At 43.8% G+C, this 20,334-nt stretch carries 16 protein-coding genes; 8 read left to right on the forward strand and 8 right to left on the reverse strand.

Going from position 1 to position 20,334, the window contains the following annotated elements:
• Positions 1-8: 8 nt before the first annotated feature.
• Together oxyR and LOZ91_RS01585 are read left to right on the forward strand one after the other, a co-directional pair.
• Complete coding sequence (gene oxyR / locus LOZ91_RS01580; RefSeq protein ID WP_005172010.1) at positions 9-917, forward strand: LysR family transcriptional regulator OxyR; 909 nt, start codon at positions 9-11, stop codon at positions 915-917.
• 254 nt (positions 918-1,171) lie between these two features.
• Entirely contained in the window at positions 1,172-1,759 is a 588-nt protein-coding gene (locus tag LOZ91_RS01585; protein ID WP_244782546.1) for a DNA-binding response regulator, read from the forward strand.
• A 61-nt stretch (positions 1,760-1,820) separates the two neighbouring features.
• Here the strand turns inward: LOZ91_RS01585 and ppk1 are convergent, their stop codons facing one another.
• Entirely contained in the window at positions 1,821-3,902 is a 2,082-nt protein-coding gene (gene ppk1, locus LOZ91_RS01590; protein ID WP_100355284.1) for a polyphosphate kinase 1, read from the reverse strand.
• Between the two features lie 111 nt (positions 3,903-4,013).
• Complete coding sequence (gene mtgA, locus LOZ91_RS01595; RefSeq protein ID WP_005096252.1) at positions 4,014-4,688, reverse strand: monofunctional biosynthetic peptidoglycan transglycosylase; 675 nt, start codon at positions 4,686-4,688, stop codon at positions 4,014-4,016.
• Between the two features lie 78 nt (positions 4,689-4,766).
• On the opposite strand from mtgA, the gene LOZ91_RS01600 reads away from it, so the two are divergent.
• Positions 4,767-5,585, forward strand: a complete 819-nt coding sequence (locus LOZ91_RS01600) for a rhomboid family intramembrane serine protease (protein ID WP_005096251.1) — start codon at positions 4,767-4,769, stop codon at positions 5,583-5,585.
• Between the two features lie 51 nt (positions 5,586-5,636).
• Here the strand turns inward: LOZ91_RS01600 and LOZ91_RS01605 are convergent, their stop codons facing one another.
• Together LOZ91_RS01605 and LOZ91_RS01610 are read right to left on the reverse strand one after the other, a co-directional pair.
• Positions 5,637-8,129 (reverse strand): FtsX-like permease family protein, encoded by a 2,493-nt coding sequence (locus LOZ91_RS01605; protein WP_244782547.1) that lies wholly within the window; start codon positions 8,127-8,129, stop codon positions 5,637-5,639.
• A gap of 1 nt (position 8,130) precedes the next feature.
• Entirely contained in the window at positions 8,131-8,856 is a 726-nt protein-coding gene (locus tag LOZ91_RS01610) for an ABC transporter ATP-binding protein (RefSeq protein ID WP_244782548.1), read from the reverse strand.
• An 11-nt stretch (positions 8,857-8,867) separates the two neighbouring features.
• Between LOZ91_RS01610 and LOZ91_RS01615 the strand changes: the two genes are divergently transcribed.
• Positions 8,868-9,497: an arylesterase gene (locus LOZ91_RS01615; RefSeq protein WP_005172025.1), complete on the forward strand. Its 630-nt coding sequence runs from the start codon at positions 8,868-8,870 to the stop codon at positions 9,495-9,497.
• A 43-nt stretch (positions 9,498-9,540) separates the two neighbouring features.
• Here LOZ91_RS01615 and LOZ91_RS01620 read toward each other — a convergent pair whose 3' ends face one another.
• On the reverse strand, positions 9,541-10,155 hold the full coding sequence (locus LOZ91_RS01620) for a carbonic anhydrase (RefSeq protein ID WP_005096244.1): 615 nt from the start codon (positions 10,153-10,155) through the stop codon (positions 9,541-9,543).
• Between the two features lie 309 nt (positions 10,156-10,464).
• Between LOZ91_RS01620 and LOZ91_RS01625 the strand changes: the two genes are divergently transcribed.
• The gene (locus LOZ91_RS01625; protein WP_244782549.1) at positions 10,465-11,502 is read left to right on the forward strand and encodes an alpha/beta hydrolase; all 1,038 of its coding nucleotides are present in this window, start codon (positions 10,465-10,467) and stop codon (positions 11,500-11,502) included.
• Between the two features lie 14 nt (positions 11,503-11,516).
• The gene (locus tag LOZ91_RS01630) at positions 11,517-12,518 is read left to right on the forward strand and encodes a hypothetical protein (protein WP_244782550.1); all 1,002 of its coding nucleotides are present in this window, start codon (positions 11,517-11,519) and stop codon (positions 12,516-12,518) included.
• A gap of 38 nt (positions 12,519-12,556) precedes the next feature.
• On the opposite strand, the gene LOZ91_RS01635 is transcribed toward LOZ91_RS01630, so the two are convergent.
• The 3 genes from LOZ91_RS01635 to nfuA form a co-directional block, all read right to left on the reverse strand.
• Positions 12,557-14,656, reverse strand: a complete 2,100-nt coding sequence (locus tag LOZ91_RS01635) for a TonB-dependent receptor (protein WP_100328826.1) — start codon at positions 14,654-14,656, stop codon at positions 12,557-12,559.
• 194 nt (positions 14,657-14,850) lie between these two features.
• On the reverse strand, positions 14,851-16,920 hold the full coding sequence (locus LOZ91_RS01640) for a TonB-dependent receptor (RefSeq protein ID WP_244782551.1): 2,070 nt from the start codon (positions 16,918-16,920) through the stop codon (positions 14,851-14,853).
• Positions 16,921-17,103: 183 nt separating this feature from the next.
• A complete protein-coding gene (gene nfuA, locus LOZ91_RS01645; protein WP_005096238.1) occupies positions 17,104-17,742 on the reverse strand; it encodes a Fe-S biogenesis protein NfuA in 639 nt (212 codons plus the stop codon).
• Positions 17,743-17,901: 159 nt separating this feature from the next.
• Here nfuA and LOZ91_RS01650 point away from each other — a divergent pair, with 159 nt between their 5' ends.
• Together LOZ91_RS01650 and LOZ91_RS01655 are read left to right on the forward strand one after the other, a co-directional pair.
• Positions 17,902-18,519 (forward strand): rhomboid family intramembrane serine protease, encoded by a 618-nt coding sequence (locus tag LOZ91_RS01650; protein WP_005096237.1) that lies wholly within the window; start codon positions 17,902-17,904, stop codon positions 18,517-18,519.
• Between the two features lie 219 nt (positions 18,520-18,738).
• Positions 18,739-20,280 carry a hypothetical protein gene (locus tag LOZ91_RS01655; RefSeq protein WP_180076019.1) on the forward strand — a complete coding sequence of 514 codons (1,542 nt, stop codon included), beginning with the start codon at positions 18,739-18,741 and terminating at the stop codon, positions 20,278-20,280.
• The last annotated feature ends 54 nt before the right edge of the window (positions 20,281-20,334 follow it).

The following is a 20,334-nucleotide window of genomic DNA, read 5'->3' on the forward strand; positions in this document are numbered from 1 at the left end:
AGGACACTATGGCTGCACTACCCTCCTTAAGACAGCTGTCATACCTCGTAACACTGTCAGAGACGCTACATTTTACAGAAGCTGCTCGCCGCTCATTTGTCACCCAGTCAACTTTGTCTGGCGGCATTATGGAGCTGGAGCGTTTACTCGGTGGCGTACTTGTTGAACGCGACCGCCAGAATGTTCGTTTAACGCCTCTTGGTGAACAAGTGGTTGCACGCGCACGTGTTCTACTGGCTGATGCTCAGGACTTGATGCGCTTAAGTCGTGAGATGAGTGAACCCTTAACCGGTGATTTACATCTTGGCGTGATTCCTACGATTGCTCCCTTCCTGCTGTCACAGCTGCTAGAAGAAGTGCATAAACAATTACCAAAAATCCAGTTGCATCTGCATGAAGCACAAAGCGAGAAAATTGTAGAAAAACTGGAACATGGCAACCTGGATATGGTGGCCTTGGCGCTACCTTTCGATACACGTGGCCTGAAAGTGGCCGAGATTGCCAAAGAGAATCTGTATCTGGTTTATCAAAAATCAGACCAACACGCTGCACAAGCGAATTCTCTGGAAGATCTTGATCTGTCTCGCCTGATGTTACTTGAGGAAGGTCATTGCTTACGTGATCATGCCCTGAGTGCCTGCCCGATTGGTGAGCGTAAAAATGATCATCGTTTAAAAGCCAGCTCTTTGCCGACTTTAATCGAAATGGTCTCTGCAAATCTTGGTTTTACTTTATTGCCAGAAATTGCGATTTATACCAATATGATCAAAGCCAACCCTGAGATTCTGGTCAAGCCAATCAACTCTGCGCCAAGTCGCACCCTGGCATTGGTGACGCGTAAAAGTACGCCGCTACAAAGCGAGTTTGATGTGTTATTACAGATTTTCCAAAAAATCACTCAGCACAATGCTGCTTGAGCTAAAATTTTAGATGATTAAAAGGAGCACACCCGTTGCTCCTTTTTTTATATCTCAAAGTGGATATAACCAACCATCATAGACCTGCTAAAGTCTCAAGCTGACTGTTAATGTCATCGGTTTTAATCTGTAATAAATGCTATTTAAGACGAAGATGAGGTGATTATCGTTAAATCCCTATTTTTTGGGATATTCATTTTATTTTGCTTCATCCACAGTATAGCCTTCTCTTAGAATCAACAGGATTGAGCTTATTGGCTGCCCTCTTGCCTGCACCGGTTTTAGTCATCGCTTCATTTACTGACCTGAACCTGTCCAAAACTCAGACTGTACTGCAACAACTGGGCTATCAACCAGATATGCTGCTGTATGCAGACAATTTCCAATCTGCACAAGAGATGATTGCCGAACATCTGCCTAACTTGATTCTTTATCACCTGACAGAAGCCTCACAGATTCATTTCATCGGCCAGATGAAACGGCATACCCCAAGTACACCTGTAGTTGCCGTACTCAAGAGTGAATCCACAGCACTCATTTATTCAGCAATCTTATCTGGTGCAAATAGCTATATCCAACCTCAGGCTTCATTCATCCAGTTTGCTGAAAGCCTGAAAATTGTCTTGCGCGGCGGTGCCTATATCCATGCTGAACTGGCAGAACATATCCTGTACCAGCTCACTGGGAAACCCTGTCTCAAGGTAACCGAATTGCAGCTCTTACGCTTACTCAGCCAGCAAAAACCCCCAGTAGACATACAGCACCAGCTCCAGCTGACTGATTATCAAATGTATGCCCAGGTCAAACAGATCTATCGCAAAATGCTGATATCCTCTGATTAAAACCCTTGAATGCTATTTTCTGGATAGAAAAGAGGCTGAATTTTCAGCCTCTTGAGAGCATTTATTTAAACAAGTCCAATAAAATGCGTTGAGCATTATGTGGCTTTTCACCTTCTTGCAGCTGTGCCCGCAGCCAGGTTCCATCCCCTTGTAATAACCAGGATTGCTGATTATCTTTCAGATAGTTAAGTAGCCCCTGTTGATAGATGCGTTTTTTCAACGCTTCATCTTCTACTGGGAAGCAGGCTTCGACCCGGTTAAACAGGTTGCGATCCATCCAGTCTGCACTTGAACAGTAAACCCGTGCATTACCATTATTGCTGAAATAATACACGCGGGTATGTTCTAGGAAACGCCCGACAATCGAACGTACCCGAATATTTTCAGACAAACCTGGCAATCCCGGACGCAAACTACAAATCGAGCGGATAATCAGGTCAATCTGTACCCCGGCCTGAGAAGCTTCATAGAGTTTATTGATCAACTGCATCTCGGTCAGCGCATTAACTTTGACAATAATCTGCGCCGGCTTGCCTGCTTTGGCATTCACGATTTCATTATCAATATAATTAATGAGTTGGGTATGTAAGGTAAATGGCGCATGTAACAGCTTTTTCAGCTTGGCCATTTTCCCCATACCGGTCAGCTCCTGAAAGATACGGTGCACATCTTCACACAGGTCTTTATCCGTGGTGAGCAAACCATAATCAGTATAGATTCGCGCATTACCGGCATGATAGTTGCCGGTTCCCAGATGTACATAGCGCACCAGTTTATTATTTTCCCGGCGTACCACCAGAATCATTTTGGCATGGGTTTTATAGCCAACGATGCCATAGACCACCACCGCACCGGCTTCTTGCAGGACATTGGCCACTTCGATATTGGATTCTTCATCGAAACGTGCACGCAATTCAATCACGGCCGTGACTTCCTTGCCATTGCGGGCAGCTTCCGCCAGCACCTGCACGATTTCAGAATCCGGGCCACTGCGGTACAAGGTCTGTTTGATCGCCAGCACTTGTGGATCACGTGCAGCTTCACGCAACAATGAAATGACCGGTGCAAAAGACTCAAACGGATGATGCAGCAAGATATCCTGTTTTTGCATGGCACTAAAAATATTTTCAGATTTTTTTAGTACTTTGGGAATGATCGGGGTATGTGAATCATAGCGTAAATGCGGGCGCTTGAAATTAGACAATAAGCGCGCCAGATTAACTGGGCCTGCGACTTTATAAAGCTGCTCTTCTTCCAGATCAAATTCATTCAGCAGATATTCATAAATATGCTGCGGACAGTTTTCTGTCACTTCCAGACGTACAGCACGGCCAAAACGGCGTGAACTGAGTTCGCCTTTAAGCGCCTTAGCCAAATCTTCAACATCTTCATTCAGGGCCAGATCGGCATTCCGCGTGACACGGAACTGATAGCAACCGGTCGCTGTCATGCCTGGGAACAGATCCGAAACATGTTCATGAATAATCGCGGACAGCATCACATGATGCTCTTTGCCATCGGTTAATTCATCTGGCAGACGTACCACGCGTGGTAACGAACGCGGCGCTGGCACCACAGCCAGATCAATCTGACGGCCAAAGGCATCTTTACCTTCGAGAGTCACAATAAAGTTCAGTGATTTATTCACCAGACGTGGAAACGGATGTGCAGGGTCTAGGCTAATTGGCGTCAGGACGGGCGCAACCTGTTCCTGAAAATATTTTTTCACCCAGGCCGATTGTGCCGGAGTCAGTTCACCACGGCGCAAGAAACAGATATCTTCCTCACGCAGTTTTGGCAAAATTTCTTCATTTAAAATACGGTACTGGCGTTCAATCGCAGCATGTGCAGTTTTGGAAATCTGTTCCAGCACCTGCTTTGGGGTCAGGCCATCCGGACTGCGACTTTCATTGTCCAAATCTAACTGTTCCATCATTCCTGCGACCCGAATCTCAAAAAATTCGTCCAGATTACGCGAGAAAATTAACAGGAAATTCATGCGTTCAAGCAAGGGATGTAAAGGATCGACAGCCTGTTCCAGGACGCGTAAATGGAAGTCTAAAATAGACAGTTCACGATTTATATAACGATCATTATATGTATATTCGGGCTGTGCTGAAGTAGTGCTGGCTGCCGTATTCATATCAAACCTATGCGGATTTAAAATTGTGCTTATCAGTTCAAGTATGCTTCAAATTGATGACAATTTCATAAAAAAAAGCCCAAAAACTGGGCTTTTTCTTTAAATAATTATTTAAGGCAATTCTGCATAACGCATATAACGCTGAATCATGCGCTTGCGTGCATTTAAGGCAGAGGAGTTGCGATGATCCTGAAAATATTTTGGATTGGTCAGAATGGCCGCCAGAAAGATCGCTTGATCCTGAGTCAGGCTTTGCGCAGTTTTGCCAAAATAATGTTTGGCTGCGGCTTCTACGCCATAGATATTGTCACCAAATTCAATCGAGTTTAAATAGACTTCCAGAATCCGCTGTTTCGACCACATGCGTTCCATCATCCAGGTGGCCACCGCTTCCTGGCCTTTACGTACAAATGAACGCTTATTAACCAGAAATAGGTTTTTCGCCAATTGCTGGGAAATGGTAGACCCCCCAGCCACCACCCGGCCCTGATCCCGGTTTTTATTCAGCGCAGTTTGAATGCCGTCCCAGTCAAAACCATGGTGATGAATGAATTTTCCATCTTCTGCAGTGACAATGGCACGTTTCAGATTCAGGCTGATCTCATCATAGGGACGCCATTGATGTTGAATGGCTTTGGAAGGTTCCGTCCAGTAATCAATCCGCATCATCATGGTGGTATTGACCGGATTGGTTCGCCACCAGGCCAGACTGGCAAAGATCCACAATTGAATCAGTAAAATCACACTGACGATGACTAATATCGTGCGGATCAGAAAGGCTTTCATGTCAGTGCGTTACTCCTGAAAATTTGATTTTTCGTGTTAAGCTTATTCGAAATATACAATCACAGCAAAAAAAATAGCATGTCTAAATACGCTCCCCCTGTCGTACACCGCAAACTTGAAATGCAGCTCTGGTGGATCACGGCCATTTTAATCGCGATTAATGTCGGATTATTTGGCTGGCAGGCCATCAATGGTATGGATATCAGCCAGCCGAGTACCCGAGATGCGATTCTCTGGGGTGCCGATTATGCACCTTTAACCTATTTAGCGGAACCCATGCGTTTGTTTAGCAGCATGTTTTTCCATTTTGGCCTGATTCACCTGATGTTGAATATGTGGGCCTTGTATATTTTTGGTAGTGTTGCCGAACAACTGTTTGGCCGGATGTATTTTATTGGCTTATACCTGTGTGCCGGCTTAATGGGCAGTTTGCTCAGTGGCTATATGAACATTCAGGACAGCTATGATCTGATTGCAGGGGGTGTGGCCAACCCAAGTTTATTGCCGGCGGTCAGTGCCGGTGCATCCGGTGCGGTGATGGGACTCGGCGCTTCACTGACGGTATTGGCCCTGTTGCCGATGCTGCCCCAGCAACGTTTTATTCTAGATAAAAAGACCTTGGTGATGGTGATGGGTCTGAACCTGGCCATGGGCTTTATGATCAGCGGAATCAACAATGCCGCACATATTGGTGGCATGTTGATGGGCGCTTTTTTAACCTTGCTGTGGTATGCCGGACAAAAAATGCAGCGTAGCCGCCTGATCAACCTGATCGCTTTAGTGATTGGTTTTGGCCTCTGTGTGCTGCTTTATCAACATAACTTGGCCTTGATCGAAGCAATTCGCCCACTGTGGCAAGAGATTCTCGACCTGATGCGACAACAATTGCAGCTTTAAATCATTGCCGCTTTAAATACCAGCGAATTTAAAAAGCCATGGAGATGAATCTTACTGATTCATCTCGCGCAAGCTTTGTAAGGGCGGAATGTCCGACAGATAGCTCAGACGATAACGGCCAATCAGCGCACATAACACAGTCATGAAAATCGGCAGGATAATCCAGATTTCCCAGTGTGGCTGAATCATTAAATCCATACGATAACTGGCGATTGCGCTAATCACTTCGGCAAACAGACAGGAAACCACTCCGGCAAACAGTCCGATAAAACCAATTTCCAGACTCATCATGGTTTTCAGTTTTTGTTTGGAGCTGCCAAATGACCGTAGCAAGGCCACTTCACGTTTGCGTTCATCCATGAGCAGGTTCAGACAAGCCATCAGTACCAGAAAACCGGAGATACTAACCAGCACGGCCAGAATCGTCACGATCTGCACCAGTACATTCACAATACGCTTGATCTCTTCCAGAATCAGGCTGACATCAATAAATACCGTATTGGAAAATTGCTGGATCACAGACACCAGTTTGTCCTTATCTTGTTCCGGCACATAGAAACTGCCCAGATAACTTCCGGCATTGGCATCCATGCTATTCGGGGCAAAAATAAAGAAGAAATTCGGACTAAAACTTTCCCACTCGACCGTTCTTAAATTGATGACCTTCGCTTCCAGCACACCTTCAGGCAGACTGAAACTGAGCTTGTCGCCAATCTTGATACCTAATTCTTCAGCAGTATTGGCTTCGACCGATACCGTGCCGACCTGTTGCAAAACTGCGTCACCACGAATAATCACATTATCCTGTGGATAGCTGTCGGACTGGGTCAGGTTCAGCTCGCGTTTTAAAGTATTATTGCTTTTGACTAATTCTGGAGCAAAAGGCTGATCATTTTTGGCCACCAGACGCCCACGAACGTTCGGATAAAGCGGTGTACTTTTCCAGCCATTCTGCTCAATTTGAGCTTTTAGGTCTGGCATGTCAAACGGCGGCAAACCATACACAAACTGATTTGGTGTACCTTGCGGCAACTGTTGCTGCCAACGCTCTAATAGGTCTGTGCGCAATACGGCTAATACTGTAATCAGACTGAGACCCAAGGCCAAAGCGGTAATCTGTAAGGCTGTTTGAGATGGTGTTCGTACATAGGCTGACAGATTCAATTTCTGATTGCGCAGCAGTTTTAAGATCAACCATACCGTCAGATACAACACTGCACATAACACAATAATCGCGCCAATCACCCAGGCAGTCAGGAGCAGATTTTCGGTTAGAATCACGCTAAAAATAATCAGGCTCAGCGTTCCGGTCAGCAGCATCCACAGCATGGATTGCACTGATTTTTCCTGCTGGCGAATTACCCGAATTGGTGGCGTGTTCAACAGTTGCAATAGACTTGGCATGACAAAGCCCAACAGCACCACCGCACTGGTCAGCATCGCGACTGGTAATGGCCCGAGCAGCATCGCCATAGCAGAGAATTCAATTTCTAAGTTGGGAATCAGCTGCAACATCAACTGTAACAGGCCATAACCCAGACTGATCCCGACCACAGTGCCAATCAACATGGCAATTAACAGCACCATCCCGAGTAAAGCCAGATAAGCCGACAGAATCTGCTGCTTGGTGGCACCGATACAACGCATCAAGGCAATATGATCTTGATTCTGCTGCACATAACGCTGTGCAGTTAAGGCAATGGCAATCCCACATAATAGAATGGTCAGAATATTGGCCAGTTGCAGGAAAGTGTCCAGATTGGCAATTGGCTTCATCAAGCGGGTATTGCCTTCACTGGCATTGCGTAACCGGAGACTGCTTTGCTCCTCAAATTCCTGTCCCTGCACTTCTGCTGGCGTTTCAGCCGAGCCGTTTTCGGACTTGAGCTGCTGCTTAAATAAAGCTTCATATTGTTGGGTATCGTCTGGACGGCCAGCCATGAGCAAGCGATATTCTATCCGGCTACCCACCTGAATCGCATTGGTGCGTGCCACATCCGCCTGAGAAATAATCACCGTTGGCGAAAAGCCAGAAAATCCGAGCTCCTGATTGGAATCCTGTTCAATCTTGGCTGTGACTTTAAACGCCGCATCGGCAATATTCAGCTGATCGCCCAGTTTGACTTTGAGCAGGTCCATAGCCCGTGGACTGAGCCAGATTTCACCCGATTGAATCTTCGTTTTTGCAGGTTGCACCTGCAGCTCGCCACGCAAGGGAAAAGCCTGATCGATGGCTTTAACATTGACCATGACAAACTGTTCATCGGTATAGGCCATGGTGCTAAAGAAAGTGACTTCTGACTGCTGTAAATCCAGCTGTTTGGCCTGATCACGCCATTCTTTTGGTAGAGGCTCATTGTCCGAAAGTACCAGATCACCGGCCAGCATTTCTGCGGCCTGCAAGGCCACTGCATTCTGAATCTGTTCATTGCTAAACTTGAGCGCTGTTGTTGCACTAATCGCCAAAGTTAAGGCAATAATTAACAGATAAATTCCGGTACTTTTAAAACTTTGTGTGAGTAGAGGACGAAATAGAGGGTTCATCTCATCCTCCACTCGGATGTTCAATCAACTGGCCATTCAGCAGTTCAAAATGTCGCTGGCATTGCTGTGCCAGTTTACGGTCATGCGTCACCAGAACTAAAGTCGTACCCAGTTCCCGATTCAACTGAAACAAAAGCTGTTCAATTTCCTTGGCAGTTTCACCGTCGAGATTGCCTGTGGGTTCATCGGCAAAAATAATTTTCGGTTCACTGACCAGTGCCCGGGCAATCGCGACACGCTGCTGCTCCCCGCCAGACAGGACTTTCGGGGTTTGTTGTGCCTGCCGATCCAGACCAACTTTATGCAGTAGCGCCAAGGCTTTTTGTTCAGCTTCTGCATATTTGAAACTGGGCTGTAAACGCAGTGGCAGCATGACATTTTCAAGGGAAGTCAGATGTGGCAAGAGCTGAAAAGACTGAAACACAAACCCGATATTTTTCAGGCGCACCAACGCACGTTGTTCTTCATTCAAGGTAGAAACCGACTCGCCACTGACGATGAGCTGGCCTGAACTGGCCTGATCCAGCGTTGCCAGAATGCCTAGCAATGTGGATTTCCCCGAGCCGGAACGACCGGTAATTGCCACCTGCTCGCCTGCCATAATCTCCAGATCAAGATCCTCAAAAATAGTCAGCTGTTTTTGTGAAAGTTGTATCTTTTGTGTCAATTTCTGGGCAGAAATAATCGCCTGTGGCATGATGTTCGAATCGTTGCTACTTTGAATCATACGTGTCCTATATGAAAGATCTTAATCAGAAAACTCGGGTATTGTCTTACTTGTTTTTGCTCAGTCTGTGCCTGTTACCGCTCGGAGTATCAGCAAAGACGATTATGATTTTAGGTGATAGTTTAAGTGCTGGTTACGGTATTCAGCCACAACAAGGCTGGGTACATTTATTACAAAAGCGTTTAGAGCAACAGTATCCGAAACAGCATAAAGTGGTCAATGCAAGTGTCAGTGGAGAAACCACCAGTGGAGCGCTGGCCAGAATGCCGAAACTGTTGCAGACGCATCGTCCAGACCTTGTGGTCATTGAGTTGGGGGGTAATGACGGCTTGCGTGGACAGCCGCCGCAAATGATTCAAAAAAATTTAGCCAGCCTGATTCAGCAAAGCCAGAAAGCCAAGGCCAAAGTCGTGGTATTTGGTATGAAGATGCCGCCTAATTATGGACAGGCCTATAGCAAGGCCTTTGAAAATAATTATAAGGTAGTGAGCCAGCAATATAAGGTGAAATTGTTACCGTTCTTTATGCAGGGTGTGGCCGGCAATAAAACCCTGATGCAAAAGGATCTGATTCATCCAAATGCCAAGGCACAAACCATCCTGCTAAATAATGCCTATCCATACATTAAAGGCGCTTTATAAAGCGCCTTTAAGTTATTTTAGATTGTATTTAAATAAATTTTGCCTAAAAATCAAAGAACAATACTTCACCTGTTTCCAGTGAATATTCAGCACCGACCACTTTGAGTTGTCCTTGACCAATCAGATTTTCTAATACTGCTGAACCATGACGTAGTTGGTTAACCGATGCAAATACGTTAGAACGCACGGCATGCTTGGACAATTTTGCCAAGTCATTTTTCAGTTCAGTTTGCATTAAGGTTTCAACTGAAGGACGTACTCGATTCACAATCGACATCAGGTTTGCCGACGGCGGGCAATCTGGGCACATTAAGGTATCAATGGTGGCCTGGATCGCGCCACAATGACTATGACCTAATACTACAACAATAGCGCAGTCATAGCGTTCCGCCGCAAATTCAACACTCCCGACCTGTGATGGAGCGACAATATTGCCTGCAACACGAATCACAAAAAGATCACCGAGACCCTGATCAAAAACCATTTCAGCCGGGACACGCGAATCTGAACAGCCCAGTACAATTGCAAATGGGTTCTGATCCTCTGCCATTTCTGCGCGCTGTTGGTGGCTCAGTTGTTTTGGATGCGAGGTATCACCGCTGACAAAACGTTGGTTCCCTTGTTTAAGACGTTCTAAAGCTTCTTGAGCTGTGAGCATTCTTTTCTATCACCGATGTTTTAGTTGCAATATTTTACTGCCAGTTTTTTTGAATGTCACTTGCAAAAAATCTTAGCTGCTTAAATTTTTAACATTTATCTAATTTCATTTCAGCAGGGGTTTTATGTGCAGCACATCACATTTTCAAATCATTCAATGCTGTTCAGCAAAAAACTAATGGGTGACAAGCGCCAGGATTGATTTAAAATAGAATGAAGAATAATGTTTTTATTTGACTGAAATAGCAAATTTACAACATGGAAGTATTTGAGCAATTTGCTCGCTGTATATTTTTTGGGGAATGTGCCAATGAAGAAAATAATAAAGTTGCGCTCGAAAATAATCTGCTCGACCTTAGTCGCGTTTACGATGGCATTGCCGAGCTTTGCACATAGTCAATATATGTTTAGCCAGCCGAATGAAAAGCCTGCCAAAATATTACAACAACATCTGCTGCAGGAACGAACACAAGCTGGACTTCAATCCAAGACACTTAAAATCGGTGATGTGACCTGGAGCTACAGTGAAGGTGGTGCCAAGAACAAGCCTTCAATTCTGCTGATTCACGGTCTGGCAGGAACGCGAGATAACTGGAATCGGGTCGCACAGTTTCTGACTCCACATTATCATGTGATTATTCCTGACTTGCCGAGCAACGGCGATACCAAGGTTCCAGAGAGTTTCGATGTTTCTGTGCCCAATGTGACTTCTCAGATACGTTTATTCATTGAAACCTTAAATGTAGACGAGAATTTACATATTGCCGGACATTCCCTGGGGGGATCGATTGCCACGGTCTATGCCTCACAATATCCATTCGATACGCAAAGCCTGTTTTTAATCAATAGTGCCGGCCTGTATAAAATGGGCAATACGCCCTATACCAAAGACCCGCAAGCCCTAAAAGACCTGATCGTCAGCAAGCCCGGTGATCTGCAAGATGTCTCCAGACAGCTGATGCAGAACCCGCCGGTGATTCCTTATCAGCTCCAGTATGCACAGGAAAAACTGCTAATTTCACGTTCTGAGCAGACCAGTAAATCGATTGATCAGGTCGTGATGCTGAACCGGATTTATACACCAGAAACCTTTGCCCGCCTGACCCGCACAGTTGAAGCACCGACCTTGATTTTATGGGGCAGACAGGACCGGATCATCAATGTCGAAGTGGTTAAAGAACTGCATGCCCTGTTGAAACGTGCCGAAACGCCGGTGATTCTGAACAATGTCGGGCATATGCCGATTCTGGAAGCAGAAAAACAGGTGGCACAACATTATTTGCCTTTTCTGGCCAAGACCCAGACCCTAAAAAACCCGCTTGCTGATAAACTCATTCCTTTAAATTAAGTTTCAGAGCCGTTATGCAGAAACACCCGATGATTGAGCAGTTGATCGATGCTCAACTTGATTTTCTCGATCAGGCATTTTCTCAATCTGAAACGATTCAAACTGAGTTTCATGCGTTTTATCTGTGGTTGCGTAAACAGAACCTGAAAGATCTATGGAGCTGTGATCTGATTCATCAGCTTTTACAAAAACAGATTCTGGATACTGCTGCCAGCAGCTTTCTGATTGAGCAGATTGCTGAGCATATCCGTTTTTCACTGGTACATCCGGCCAACGATACGACCAAAATTGCCGATGTGATTCCAGTCCTGACCGTGGATAAAATCGCACAATATGTTGCCAGTAAAAGTGGCCATCGTCAGCGTCTGATTAAGACCGTCGTGAATAATCCGGCATTTTCGGCCATGATCACGCAACTGATCCAGCATTCCATTCAGGATTATCTGGATAATTCTGTCATCGCTAAAAGCGTGCCCGGGGTTTCCCGTTTTATGAAAATGGGCAAGTCGGTACTGGAAAATGTCACCGATACGGATCTGGACAGTACTATTGCGCGTTATCTGCAAAAGAATATTTTAAAACTGAGCCAGATGAGTGAACATGTGCTGAACCAGCACTTTGATGATGAAAAACTCTATCATTTTCAGGCCAATCTCTGGCATAAAATTAAAGATATGCCGGTATCGGTATTGAAAAATTATATTGAGCTTCAGGATTTAAATCAGACAGTCGGTTTAGGACATGAGATCTGGGATCATTTGCGTCAGACGGATTATCTAAAACAGCAAGTTCATGATGGAGTTCATACCTGGTATGTACGCAATCAGGAACATACTTTTGACAGCTTGCTGCGTGATCTGAATATTGATGAAGCCTTAATCCAGCATGAGTTACAGCAATTGTTGAACCCGATCATTCAACAGATGGTTTCACAAGGTCATTTACGTGAACGTACACGCAGATATCTGGAACAGTTTTATTATTCAGAAGATACTTTGAAGATTCTTAAAGTATAAAGCTTAAAAAGCCGCTCGAGAGCGGCTTTTTAAATTGTTTAGAAGTTATAGGTCAGTCCGACAAAGACTTCCTGACGATCCAGATAATAATCATTTGAAGCATTTACTAATTTTTTATCAAATAAATTATTGAGACCACCTCTAACAGTCACTTGATCGTTCACTTCATAATTCGCAGATAAGTTAAATACCGTATGTGGTTTTTGCATCACCACCGTATCTTCAATACTTGCCGTATATTGTTCACCGGTATATTGCGCTGCAAGTTCCAATGAAAGTGGATCAGTGGGGGTCCAGTTGAGTGCACTATAAACGGATAACTCGGGAATCGTTGAAAGATTTCTGCCAGTCACTAAGTTTTTTGATTCAAAATAATAGGTTGCATTGGTCTTCCAGCTTAAATTCTCTAAGAGTGGTAATGCCACACTTGCTTCCAAGCCCCGTACACGCGCTTTTTCAGCATTTTGATATTGTGTCCACCACACCCCATTAATTTCTCCTAAAGCACGATATTCAATTTTATTTTTAAAATCTGTGTGGAAATAAGTTAAACCGAGATCAAAATCATTTTGAGCAAAATTAAATCCAAGTTCATAGTTGGTACTTTCTTCAGGCTGCAGGTCTGCATTACCCGCCATATAACATCCGCCCGATACATAGCCTAAAGGTTTCAAGGATGTACATCCATTCCCCCCTGAACGCGTCGCTGCACCTGCAGTATTCTCTTTGAGTGAAGGAGCTCTAAAGCCCTGAGCAACACCACCTTTAATGGTCAATGCATCATTTGGTTGCACCACCAAATAAGCACGTGGACTATTATGTGTGCCAAATTTATCGTGATGATCAAAACGATTACCAAGGGTCAAATTGACTTGATCATTAAAAACAATTTTATCTTCAACGAACAATGCCCAAGTATCTCCTTCTAGCTCTGAACCATATTCTTTGCCGTCATAACTTGGAATAGCCAGCCCAATATTACGGGTATTAACCAGTTCTTCTGATTTCCATTGACCTCCCACTGTCGCAACATGCTCCACACCTAATTTAAACGGAATATTGAGATTAGCTTCTACAATGCTTTCCTTGGATTTTTGTGTGGTCGGCCCAGTCTCTGTCACCTGACTTTGATCATAATCATTGTAGTAAGCCGTAATTTTTGAATCACCGAAACCCCATTGAGCATCATGTGATAGAGACACTGAACGATGTTCTAACTCAGATGGACCCCATGCTAATAAAGCCTGTTCTTTACCATCCACCACCTGAGGCGTGGTCGAGGCATTATTCTCTTGCAAGCTATAACCCAGCTCTAAAGATAAGCTATGAATATCGTTCGGCGTATAATCAAACTTTAAGTTCGCATTCTGATCACGACTACCCGATTGTCCGGTTGCTTTACTTCCTGCCATTCCGGGAAGATTACGGTCAGAGGTTTGATAGCCTTGATCCGCTTCCTGTTCAGTGATCCCGACTGTGGCACGCATACCTAGTGTATCGGTTAAAGGGCCATATCCCACGAGTCCTGATTGAATGGTTCGCCCTAAATCCGAAGATGTCGTTGGCATGGTATGGTTTAAGGTCAATGAGCCACCCCATTCTGAAGGGATTTTTTTGGTAATGATGTTGATCACTCCACCCATCGCATCAGAGCCATATAAAGAAGACATGGGTCCACGTACAACCTCAATACGTTCAATCATTTCTGGTCTCACCCAGTTTAGATCTTGATGTCCTAGGTTTGCACGATAATTGGTATCTCGAGAAGAGCCCACACGTTTACCATCAATTAAGATCAGCGTGTAATTGTCAGGCATCCCGCGTAATTGTATTTTTGAACCTGCCCCATTTGAACTTAGGCCCCCTGTTACGCCGGGCACGCGTTTCAAGATATCGGCCAGACTTGAAACAGGCTGTTTCTGTATGTCTTCTGCCGTAATGACACTAATTGAAGCTGGCGCAGATTTAACATCAACTGCCTGTCCACTCGCAGTCACCACAATCGTTTGTAATTTGGTCGCATCAGCCTGTACGATTCCCTCTTTTTCTTCAGTAACTTGGTCTTGCGCTTGGACTGAAACAGTCATTGCTGTAAATACTGCGAAAGCTAAAGTTGTTTTTAAGAAGGGCTTATTCATACCTTGCACGTCCTAAGAGTTATGAAGAGATCATGTTTATTCGGTTGCGAAGTGTAACAGGGATTTCCACAAATGCAATTACTATTGATAATTATTATCATTAGCATTTATTGTTATTTTCATCATGATTTCTGATAGGAGCTTAAAAAGGCATAAAAAAAGCCGCTTAAGGCGGCTTTTTTATTCACGATAAATTAGAATTTGATATTCATACCAACAGTGTAACGACGTCCATCAAGTACAATATCATGGTCACCATTGGTAATTTCTTTATTGGCAATATTGTAAATACCAGCCATAAGACTTAATTTATCAGTTGCTTTAAATACGGCACCTGCATCAAAAGTACCATATCCTGGTGTTCCATTATCCATAGCAGTACGGCTTAAATAATCACTTGTTTTGCCACGATAATTATAGTCCATCCAAGTATTCCAAGTATCTGAAACCTCATAATCAAGACCGATGTTTAGCATATGTTTTGGCATTTTATTTAAAGGCTGACCTTTAAATTCACCACTTTTTTGCTCAGATTTTGTATAGGTATAACTTGTACTCGCATGAAAATTATCAAGTAAATCATAATCTAAAGTGAATTCAGCACCTTTCATTTCCGCTTCAGAAACGTTCTTCATTTGGCTTACAAATCGATATGGCTTGCCATTTGCAGAACATTTCCATAGTTCAACAGGAGAACTATTATCGGTCCCCGGTGTTTCACATAAACGATCTTCTACAATTTTGTCTTTAAAATCAGATTTAAAGACCATTAAACTGCTCGTTAAACCAAGCTCAGGGGCTGAATAGTTAAATCCAAATTCATAGCTGGTGCTTTTCTCTGGAGACAAATCAGGATTACCAATGATCACAGCACTGCCTTTTCCGGTTCTGCTACCAAATCCTTCTGAAATTTGGCTAATCGTTGGTTGTTTATAGCCTGTACTTACGCCACCTTTTAAGGTGAAAGTATCAGTTAAATGATAAACACCATAGACACGCGGTGTAATTTCACCACCAAAATATTCGTCTTTATTGTAGCGAGCGCCCACAGTTAAAGCGAAATTATCGGTAAGACTCCACTCATTTTCTGCGTATAAAGCAAATAACCATCGATCGAGAGTCGTCAGCCCTGTAATACTGGCTAATCCATTGGTGGTATCGGTAATTTTTTCTTTTTGATATTGGCCACCCACTGTTAAAGCATGATTGCCCAAGAAGAAAGAACCTTGTGTATTAAAGACTTTTAGTTCTTCATTTTTTTCGTCGGCGACAGCACCACTATAAACTTTTTTAGTCGTTTCATCTTGATAATACGAATCGAGGGTAAAATTATCGTAGCGTGCTTTATGCGTTAAGGTATATAGATTTTTTTCGTTTTCATTAATTGATGCTTGAGTTGCAACATCCACACTTTTACCCAGTGTTGTTGTGTACTGTTGACCCATATAGTCATATCTCAAACCAATGTCGTTATGTTCATCGACATTCCAAACTAGTTCAGTACCAAGCTTTCTCACTTTCTTCTCAGATTCACTTGAACCAGATTTTTGCCCTTCTCCACCAATATAGTCACTTTCATCATTGCCTTGGAAATTACCATCTAGACTTAAAGATAATTTATCTTTAATTAATGGACCTGTGACATACATGCTCACGCCATAGCTATCATTTGCGTAATCATTATCAGATTTCGTATATTCAGGAGAAATACTTCCATGCCAATGACTAGAAGATGCTTTTTTAGTGATGATGTTGATCACACCACCCATGGCATCTGAACCATAAAGTGATGACATTGGACCACGCACGACTTCTACTCGTTCAATCATGTCAATTGGTGGTAAATATGCACCAATTTTCCCGCCGTCTGTACCATTGCCATTAACTGCTCTACCCGCACTTACTGGTCTGCCATCAACAAGGTACTTTGTATAAGCTGCGCCCATACCTCGAATGGTAATTTCTTTGTTGTTTCCGCCACCTTGAACGGATACACCTGGCATATTTTTTACAGCATCAATGACATCTGTATATGATTTTTTTTGTAATTCTTCTGCCGTAATGACTGAAATTGAAGCAGGTGCATCAGCAATATTTTGTTCAAAACCGCCCGCTGTGGTCACCACAATAGTTTGTAATTTAGTAGCTTCAGATTGTATTGCTGCCTTTTGTTCTTCAACTAACTGATTTTGTGCTTGTACTGAAGCTGCCAAAGCTGAAAGTATAGCAAAAGCTAAAGTCGATTTCATAAACGGCTTGTTCATATCCGAAGGTGCCCCGCAGGTGAATTATGAAGAAATATTGCTTGAATTGTCACGCATTGTAATCAATATAATTCTAAATGCAATTGTTATCGATAATTATTATCATTAATTTTATTCATATAAAAAACCTCGAAAGTTCGAGGTTTTTTAGAATGCGATAAATGAACTATTCTATAGAACAGCTTATTTCATATACGCACCTTCAGATTGGCTATGATCCGTTTCATCAACGACATGCATCAATTCAGGAATATGCTGCTTTAGCGTGGTTTCTACCCCTTGTTTCAAGGTGATATCAATCGCTGAACAACCCTGGCAACCACCGCCAAATTTAAGCACCGCTGTTAAGCCATGCTCTGGGTCTTCTTTGACTTCAACCAGGGCACAGTTACCGCCATGGCCTGCCAGACCCGGGTTAATTTCAGACTGCAATACATAGGTAATACGCTCTTCTACCGATGCATCTGGCCCCACACGTGGCACTTTAGAGTTCGGTGCACGGAAGGTCAGCTGACCACCAAAACGGTCTTTGTTGTAGTCAATCACGGCATCAAGTAAATACGGAATAGATGGCGAGTCGATAAAAGCAGGGAACTCAGGATATTCCTGCTTATAATCTGTCGGCACAACTTCATCAGGTGCACTATAGGCCATGCAACATTCAGCGCGAGGAGTACCCGGATGTTCTACAAAAACACGCACACCAATACCCGGGGTGTTCTGTTTATCCAGTAAATCCTTTAAATACTCTTGTGCTGTTGGTGTAATCAATAAGTTGGGAATTTCACCAACAACTGGAGTGCTGCTGTTCTCAGTCGACATAACAATAATTTCCTCAAGCTCAGACGGCTATTTTAACTGAAGATCGGGGGGAATTTTTAAAAATCAACTAAAATTGTCGGATTTATTATAAAAGTACAACTTTAGTGCAATTTTAATGGCATGATAATTGGCAAATAGGCACCATTAGAATTACTTTATATGCTTGATTTACCTTTTAATCACACCGTTACCATTATTCTGATCACCTGTATTGTGTCCTTTATTGCCTTCTCTAAAGAGACGGTGATGAATCGCCTGATTTTCTGGCCACCGGCACTGCAACGTGGACAATATGACCGCTTTATTAGCCATGGTTTTATTCACGCCGATGGAACTCACCTGCTATTCAATATGATTACCCTGTTCTTTTTTGGCAGTGTGATCGAGAGCTTTTATCGTCAGTATTTATATGATCTGGGTTTTATTCTGTTCTATCTGGGCGGTCTGATTGCAGCTATTATTCCAAGTTATCTGACCCATAAAAATAATCCGCGCTGGGCCAGCCTTGGTGCATCAGGTGCAGTTTCTGCGGTGCTGTTTGCCTATATTCTGTTTGAGCCGTGGAAGCTGATTTTTGTGTTCTTTATACCGGTTCCTGCAATTATTTTTGCCGTGCTCTATGTGGCTTATAGCATCTGGTCAGGCAAAAAAGGCAATAGCAACATTAATCATAGCGCGCATTTGTGGGGAGCAGCCTACGGCGTGATCATGACCATTATTCTGGAGCCACGCCTGATTCCGCATTTCCTGAATAAACTGATGCAGGTTCCGTTTTAATCAGGGTTATTGAAGGCTAGAGAAATAAGGCTACATATAAGATAAGTCTGATATTTCCGCTAAAAATAAATAAGAGAGCCATGGCTCTCTTATTTATTTGAAACATCTCGTAATATATTAAAAAGTCATGATGTCACTTATTGCCAATCTTGGAGTGAATTTTGCAGCGATAATGTATACATCTGTATATTAATTACTGTCATTTACGAGATATTTTGCATGTCCACTACACCAGACGGTCTTCAATTTCCGCTTCAGTCCAATCAACAAAAACCAAGTAGCTCAAAAACAGGACGCGCGATCATCGCAGCAGCTTTGGCCAATGTGAATCAGCACAGTGCTGCACAGGCACAATCAGAAAAAAACTGGCGCAAACAATATACCGTGCATTTTAAGCAACTGGTCGAGCAAGGGCTAAGCTCGCCTGAAGCCAGCCTGAAAATTGCTGAAGATGGTCTGGCACAGGCGCATCAGACCTTTGAATTTTACCGTGATGGCCAGAAGCATTTACTGAAAGATGCCCTTACCTTGCCCGCCGATCAACTACATAGCTTTAAATTGACGGGAAGCAGTCAGGCTGCACCAGAATGGTATGTGCCCTACCACGGCCAGAAGCTGCAAGGCTATGCCTTATTGGAGCAGATTGAACGTTGGGAAAACCAAGGTATTATGGAAAGCAGCCATGCCAATGCCCTGCGTGAATGTGTGGCGCGCCCAGAATGGTTTGATTTGTCAGATCGAACCATGGTGCTGTTTGGTGCTGCATCTGAAGCGGGCCCTTTGACCTGGCTGGCAAAATGGAAAGCCAATATTGTGGCGATTGACCTGCCCAGCACCCGGGTCTGGGGCAAGATTGTCGATACCATCAGCCAAGGCAATGCCACGCTGTATGCACCCTGTACTGAAGCACTTGCAGAAGATACGCCTGACGATGTTCTAAAAGAAAAACTCGGTGCCAATCTTTTGACTCAGATTCCCGAGATTGCTAAATGGCTATTACAGTTTGAGCCGGATCTGGATCTGGCCGCAATTGCCTATCTGGATGGCGAGAAGCATGTCCGTGTTTCGATGGCGATGGATGCCATCATGAAATATGTCAGCGAACAAAAAGCCAATACCAGCCTGATGTATATGTGTACCCCGACCGATGTCTATGCGGTTCCAAGTGAAGTGATTGAAGCATCAAAAGTGAAATATGCGGAGCGCTCGAAAGCACAGACACTGATTTCCAAAGGTGTATCGACTGTAAGCCGCAAACACTTTTTTCAGAAAAATGCGCATGAGCTGATTCAATCTGGTGACCAGTCTTATGGGATTTGTGACTGTCTGGTGGTAGAACAAGGTCCAAACTATGCACTAGCCAAACGCATTCAACAATGGCGTGCTACTTTAGCTCGCGCTCAGGGTCAACGTGTCAGCATCAATATCGCTCCATCTACAACCACGTATTCAGTCACCAAGAATCCGCTATTAAAAGCCGCGTTCAACGGTGCCAGTCTGTTTGATGTCGAAGCTTTTGCACCTGAAACCACAAATGCACTGATGGCAGCCCTGTGGATTCATGATCTGCGTAATGCTACCTCTGTGGCCAATCCTGAAGTGAAGCTGAATCATCCACTGGAATTGATGATGCAGGGTGCGAATCATGGTGGTTTGTGGCGAGTGGCTTATCTGGCGCGAACTGCATTACCTTTTGCTGCCCTGTATGGTTTTGCGACAGAGAAGTTACCCAAGGGATTATTGAGTAAGCTTAAGAAGTAATTGATTTCCTTGACTCTACCCTTCTCCTAGAGTCAATATTATTTTTATTCAAAA

The sequence above is a fragment of the Acinetobacter sp. F-1 genome (genome assembly GCF_022869025.1).
GTDB lineage: Bacteria > Pseudomonadota > Gammaproteobacteria > Pseudomonadales > Moraxellaceae > Acinetobacter > Acinetobacter pseudolwoffii.

Bases quoted from the DNA above. Each gene is read 5' to 3' on its own strand.
- ppk1 (WP_100355284.1), bottom strand. From the start codon at position 3,902: ATGAATACGGCAGCCAGCACTACTTCAGCACAGCCCGAATATACATAT.
- LOZ91_RS01625 (WP_244782549.1), top strand. From the start codon at position 10,465: ATGAAGAAAATAATAAAGTTGCGCTCGAAAATAATCTGCTCGACCTTA.
- LOZ91_RS01635 (WP_100328826.1), bottom strand. From the start codon at position 14,656: ATGAATAAGCCCTTCTTAAAAACAACTTTAGCTTTCGCAGTATTTACA.
- LOZ91_RS01640 (WP_244782551.1), bottom strand. From the start codon at position 16,920: ATGAACAAGCCGTTTATGAAATCGACTTTAGCTTTTGCTATACTTTCA.
- LOZ91_RS01615 (WP_005172025.1), top strand. From the start codon at position 8,868: ATGAAAGATCTTAATCAGAAAACTCGGGTATTGTCTTACTTGTTTTTG.
- LOZ91_RS01630 (WP_244782550.1), top strand. From the start codon at position 11,517: ATGCAGAAACACCCGATGATTGAGCAGTTGATCGATGCTCAACTTGAT.
- LOZ91_RS01620 (WP_005096244.1), bottom strand. From the start codon at position 10,155: ATGCTCACAGCTCAAGAAGCTTTAGAACGTCTTAAACAAGGGAACCAA.
- LOZ91_RS01610 (WP_244782548.1), bottom strand. From the start codon at position 8,856: ATGATTCAAAGTAGCAACGATTCGAACATCATGCCACAGGCGATTATT.
- nfuA (WP_005096238.1), bottom strand. From the start codon at position 17,742: ATGTCGACTGAGAACAGCAGCACTCCAGTTGTTGGTGAAATTCCCAAC.
- LOZ91_RS01605 (WP_244782547.1), bottom strand. From the start codon at position 8,129: ATGAACCCTCTATTTCGTCCTCTACTCACACAAAGTTTTAAAAGTACC.
- mtgA (WP_005096252.1), bottom strand. From the start codon at position 4,688: ATGAAAGCCTTTCTGATCCGCACGATATTAGTCATCGTCAGTGTGATT.
- LOZ91_RS01600 (WP_005096251.1), top strand. From the start codon at position 4,767: ATGTCTAAATACGCTCCCCCTGTCGTACACCGCAAACTTGAAATGCAG.
- LOZ91_RS01655 (WP_180076019.1), top strand. From the start codon at position 18,739: ATGTCCACTACACCAGACGGTCTTCAATTTCCGCTTCAGTCCAATCAA.
- LOZ91_RS01650 (WP_005096237.1), top strand. From the start codon at position 17,902: ATGCTTGATTTACCTTTTAATCACACCGTTACCATTATTCTGATCACC.
- oxyR (WP_005172010.1), top strand. From the start codon at position 9: ATGGCTGCACTACCCTCCTTAAGACAGCTGTCATACCTCGTAACACTG.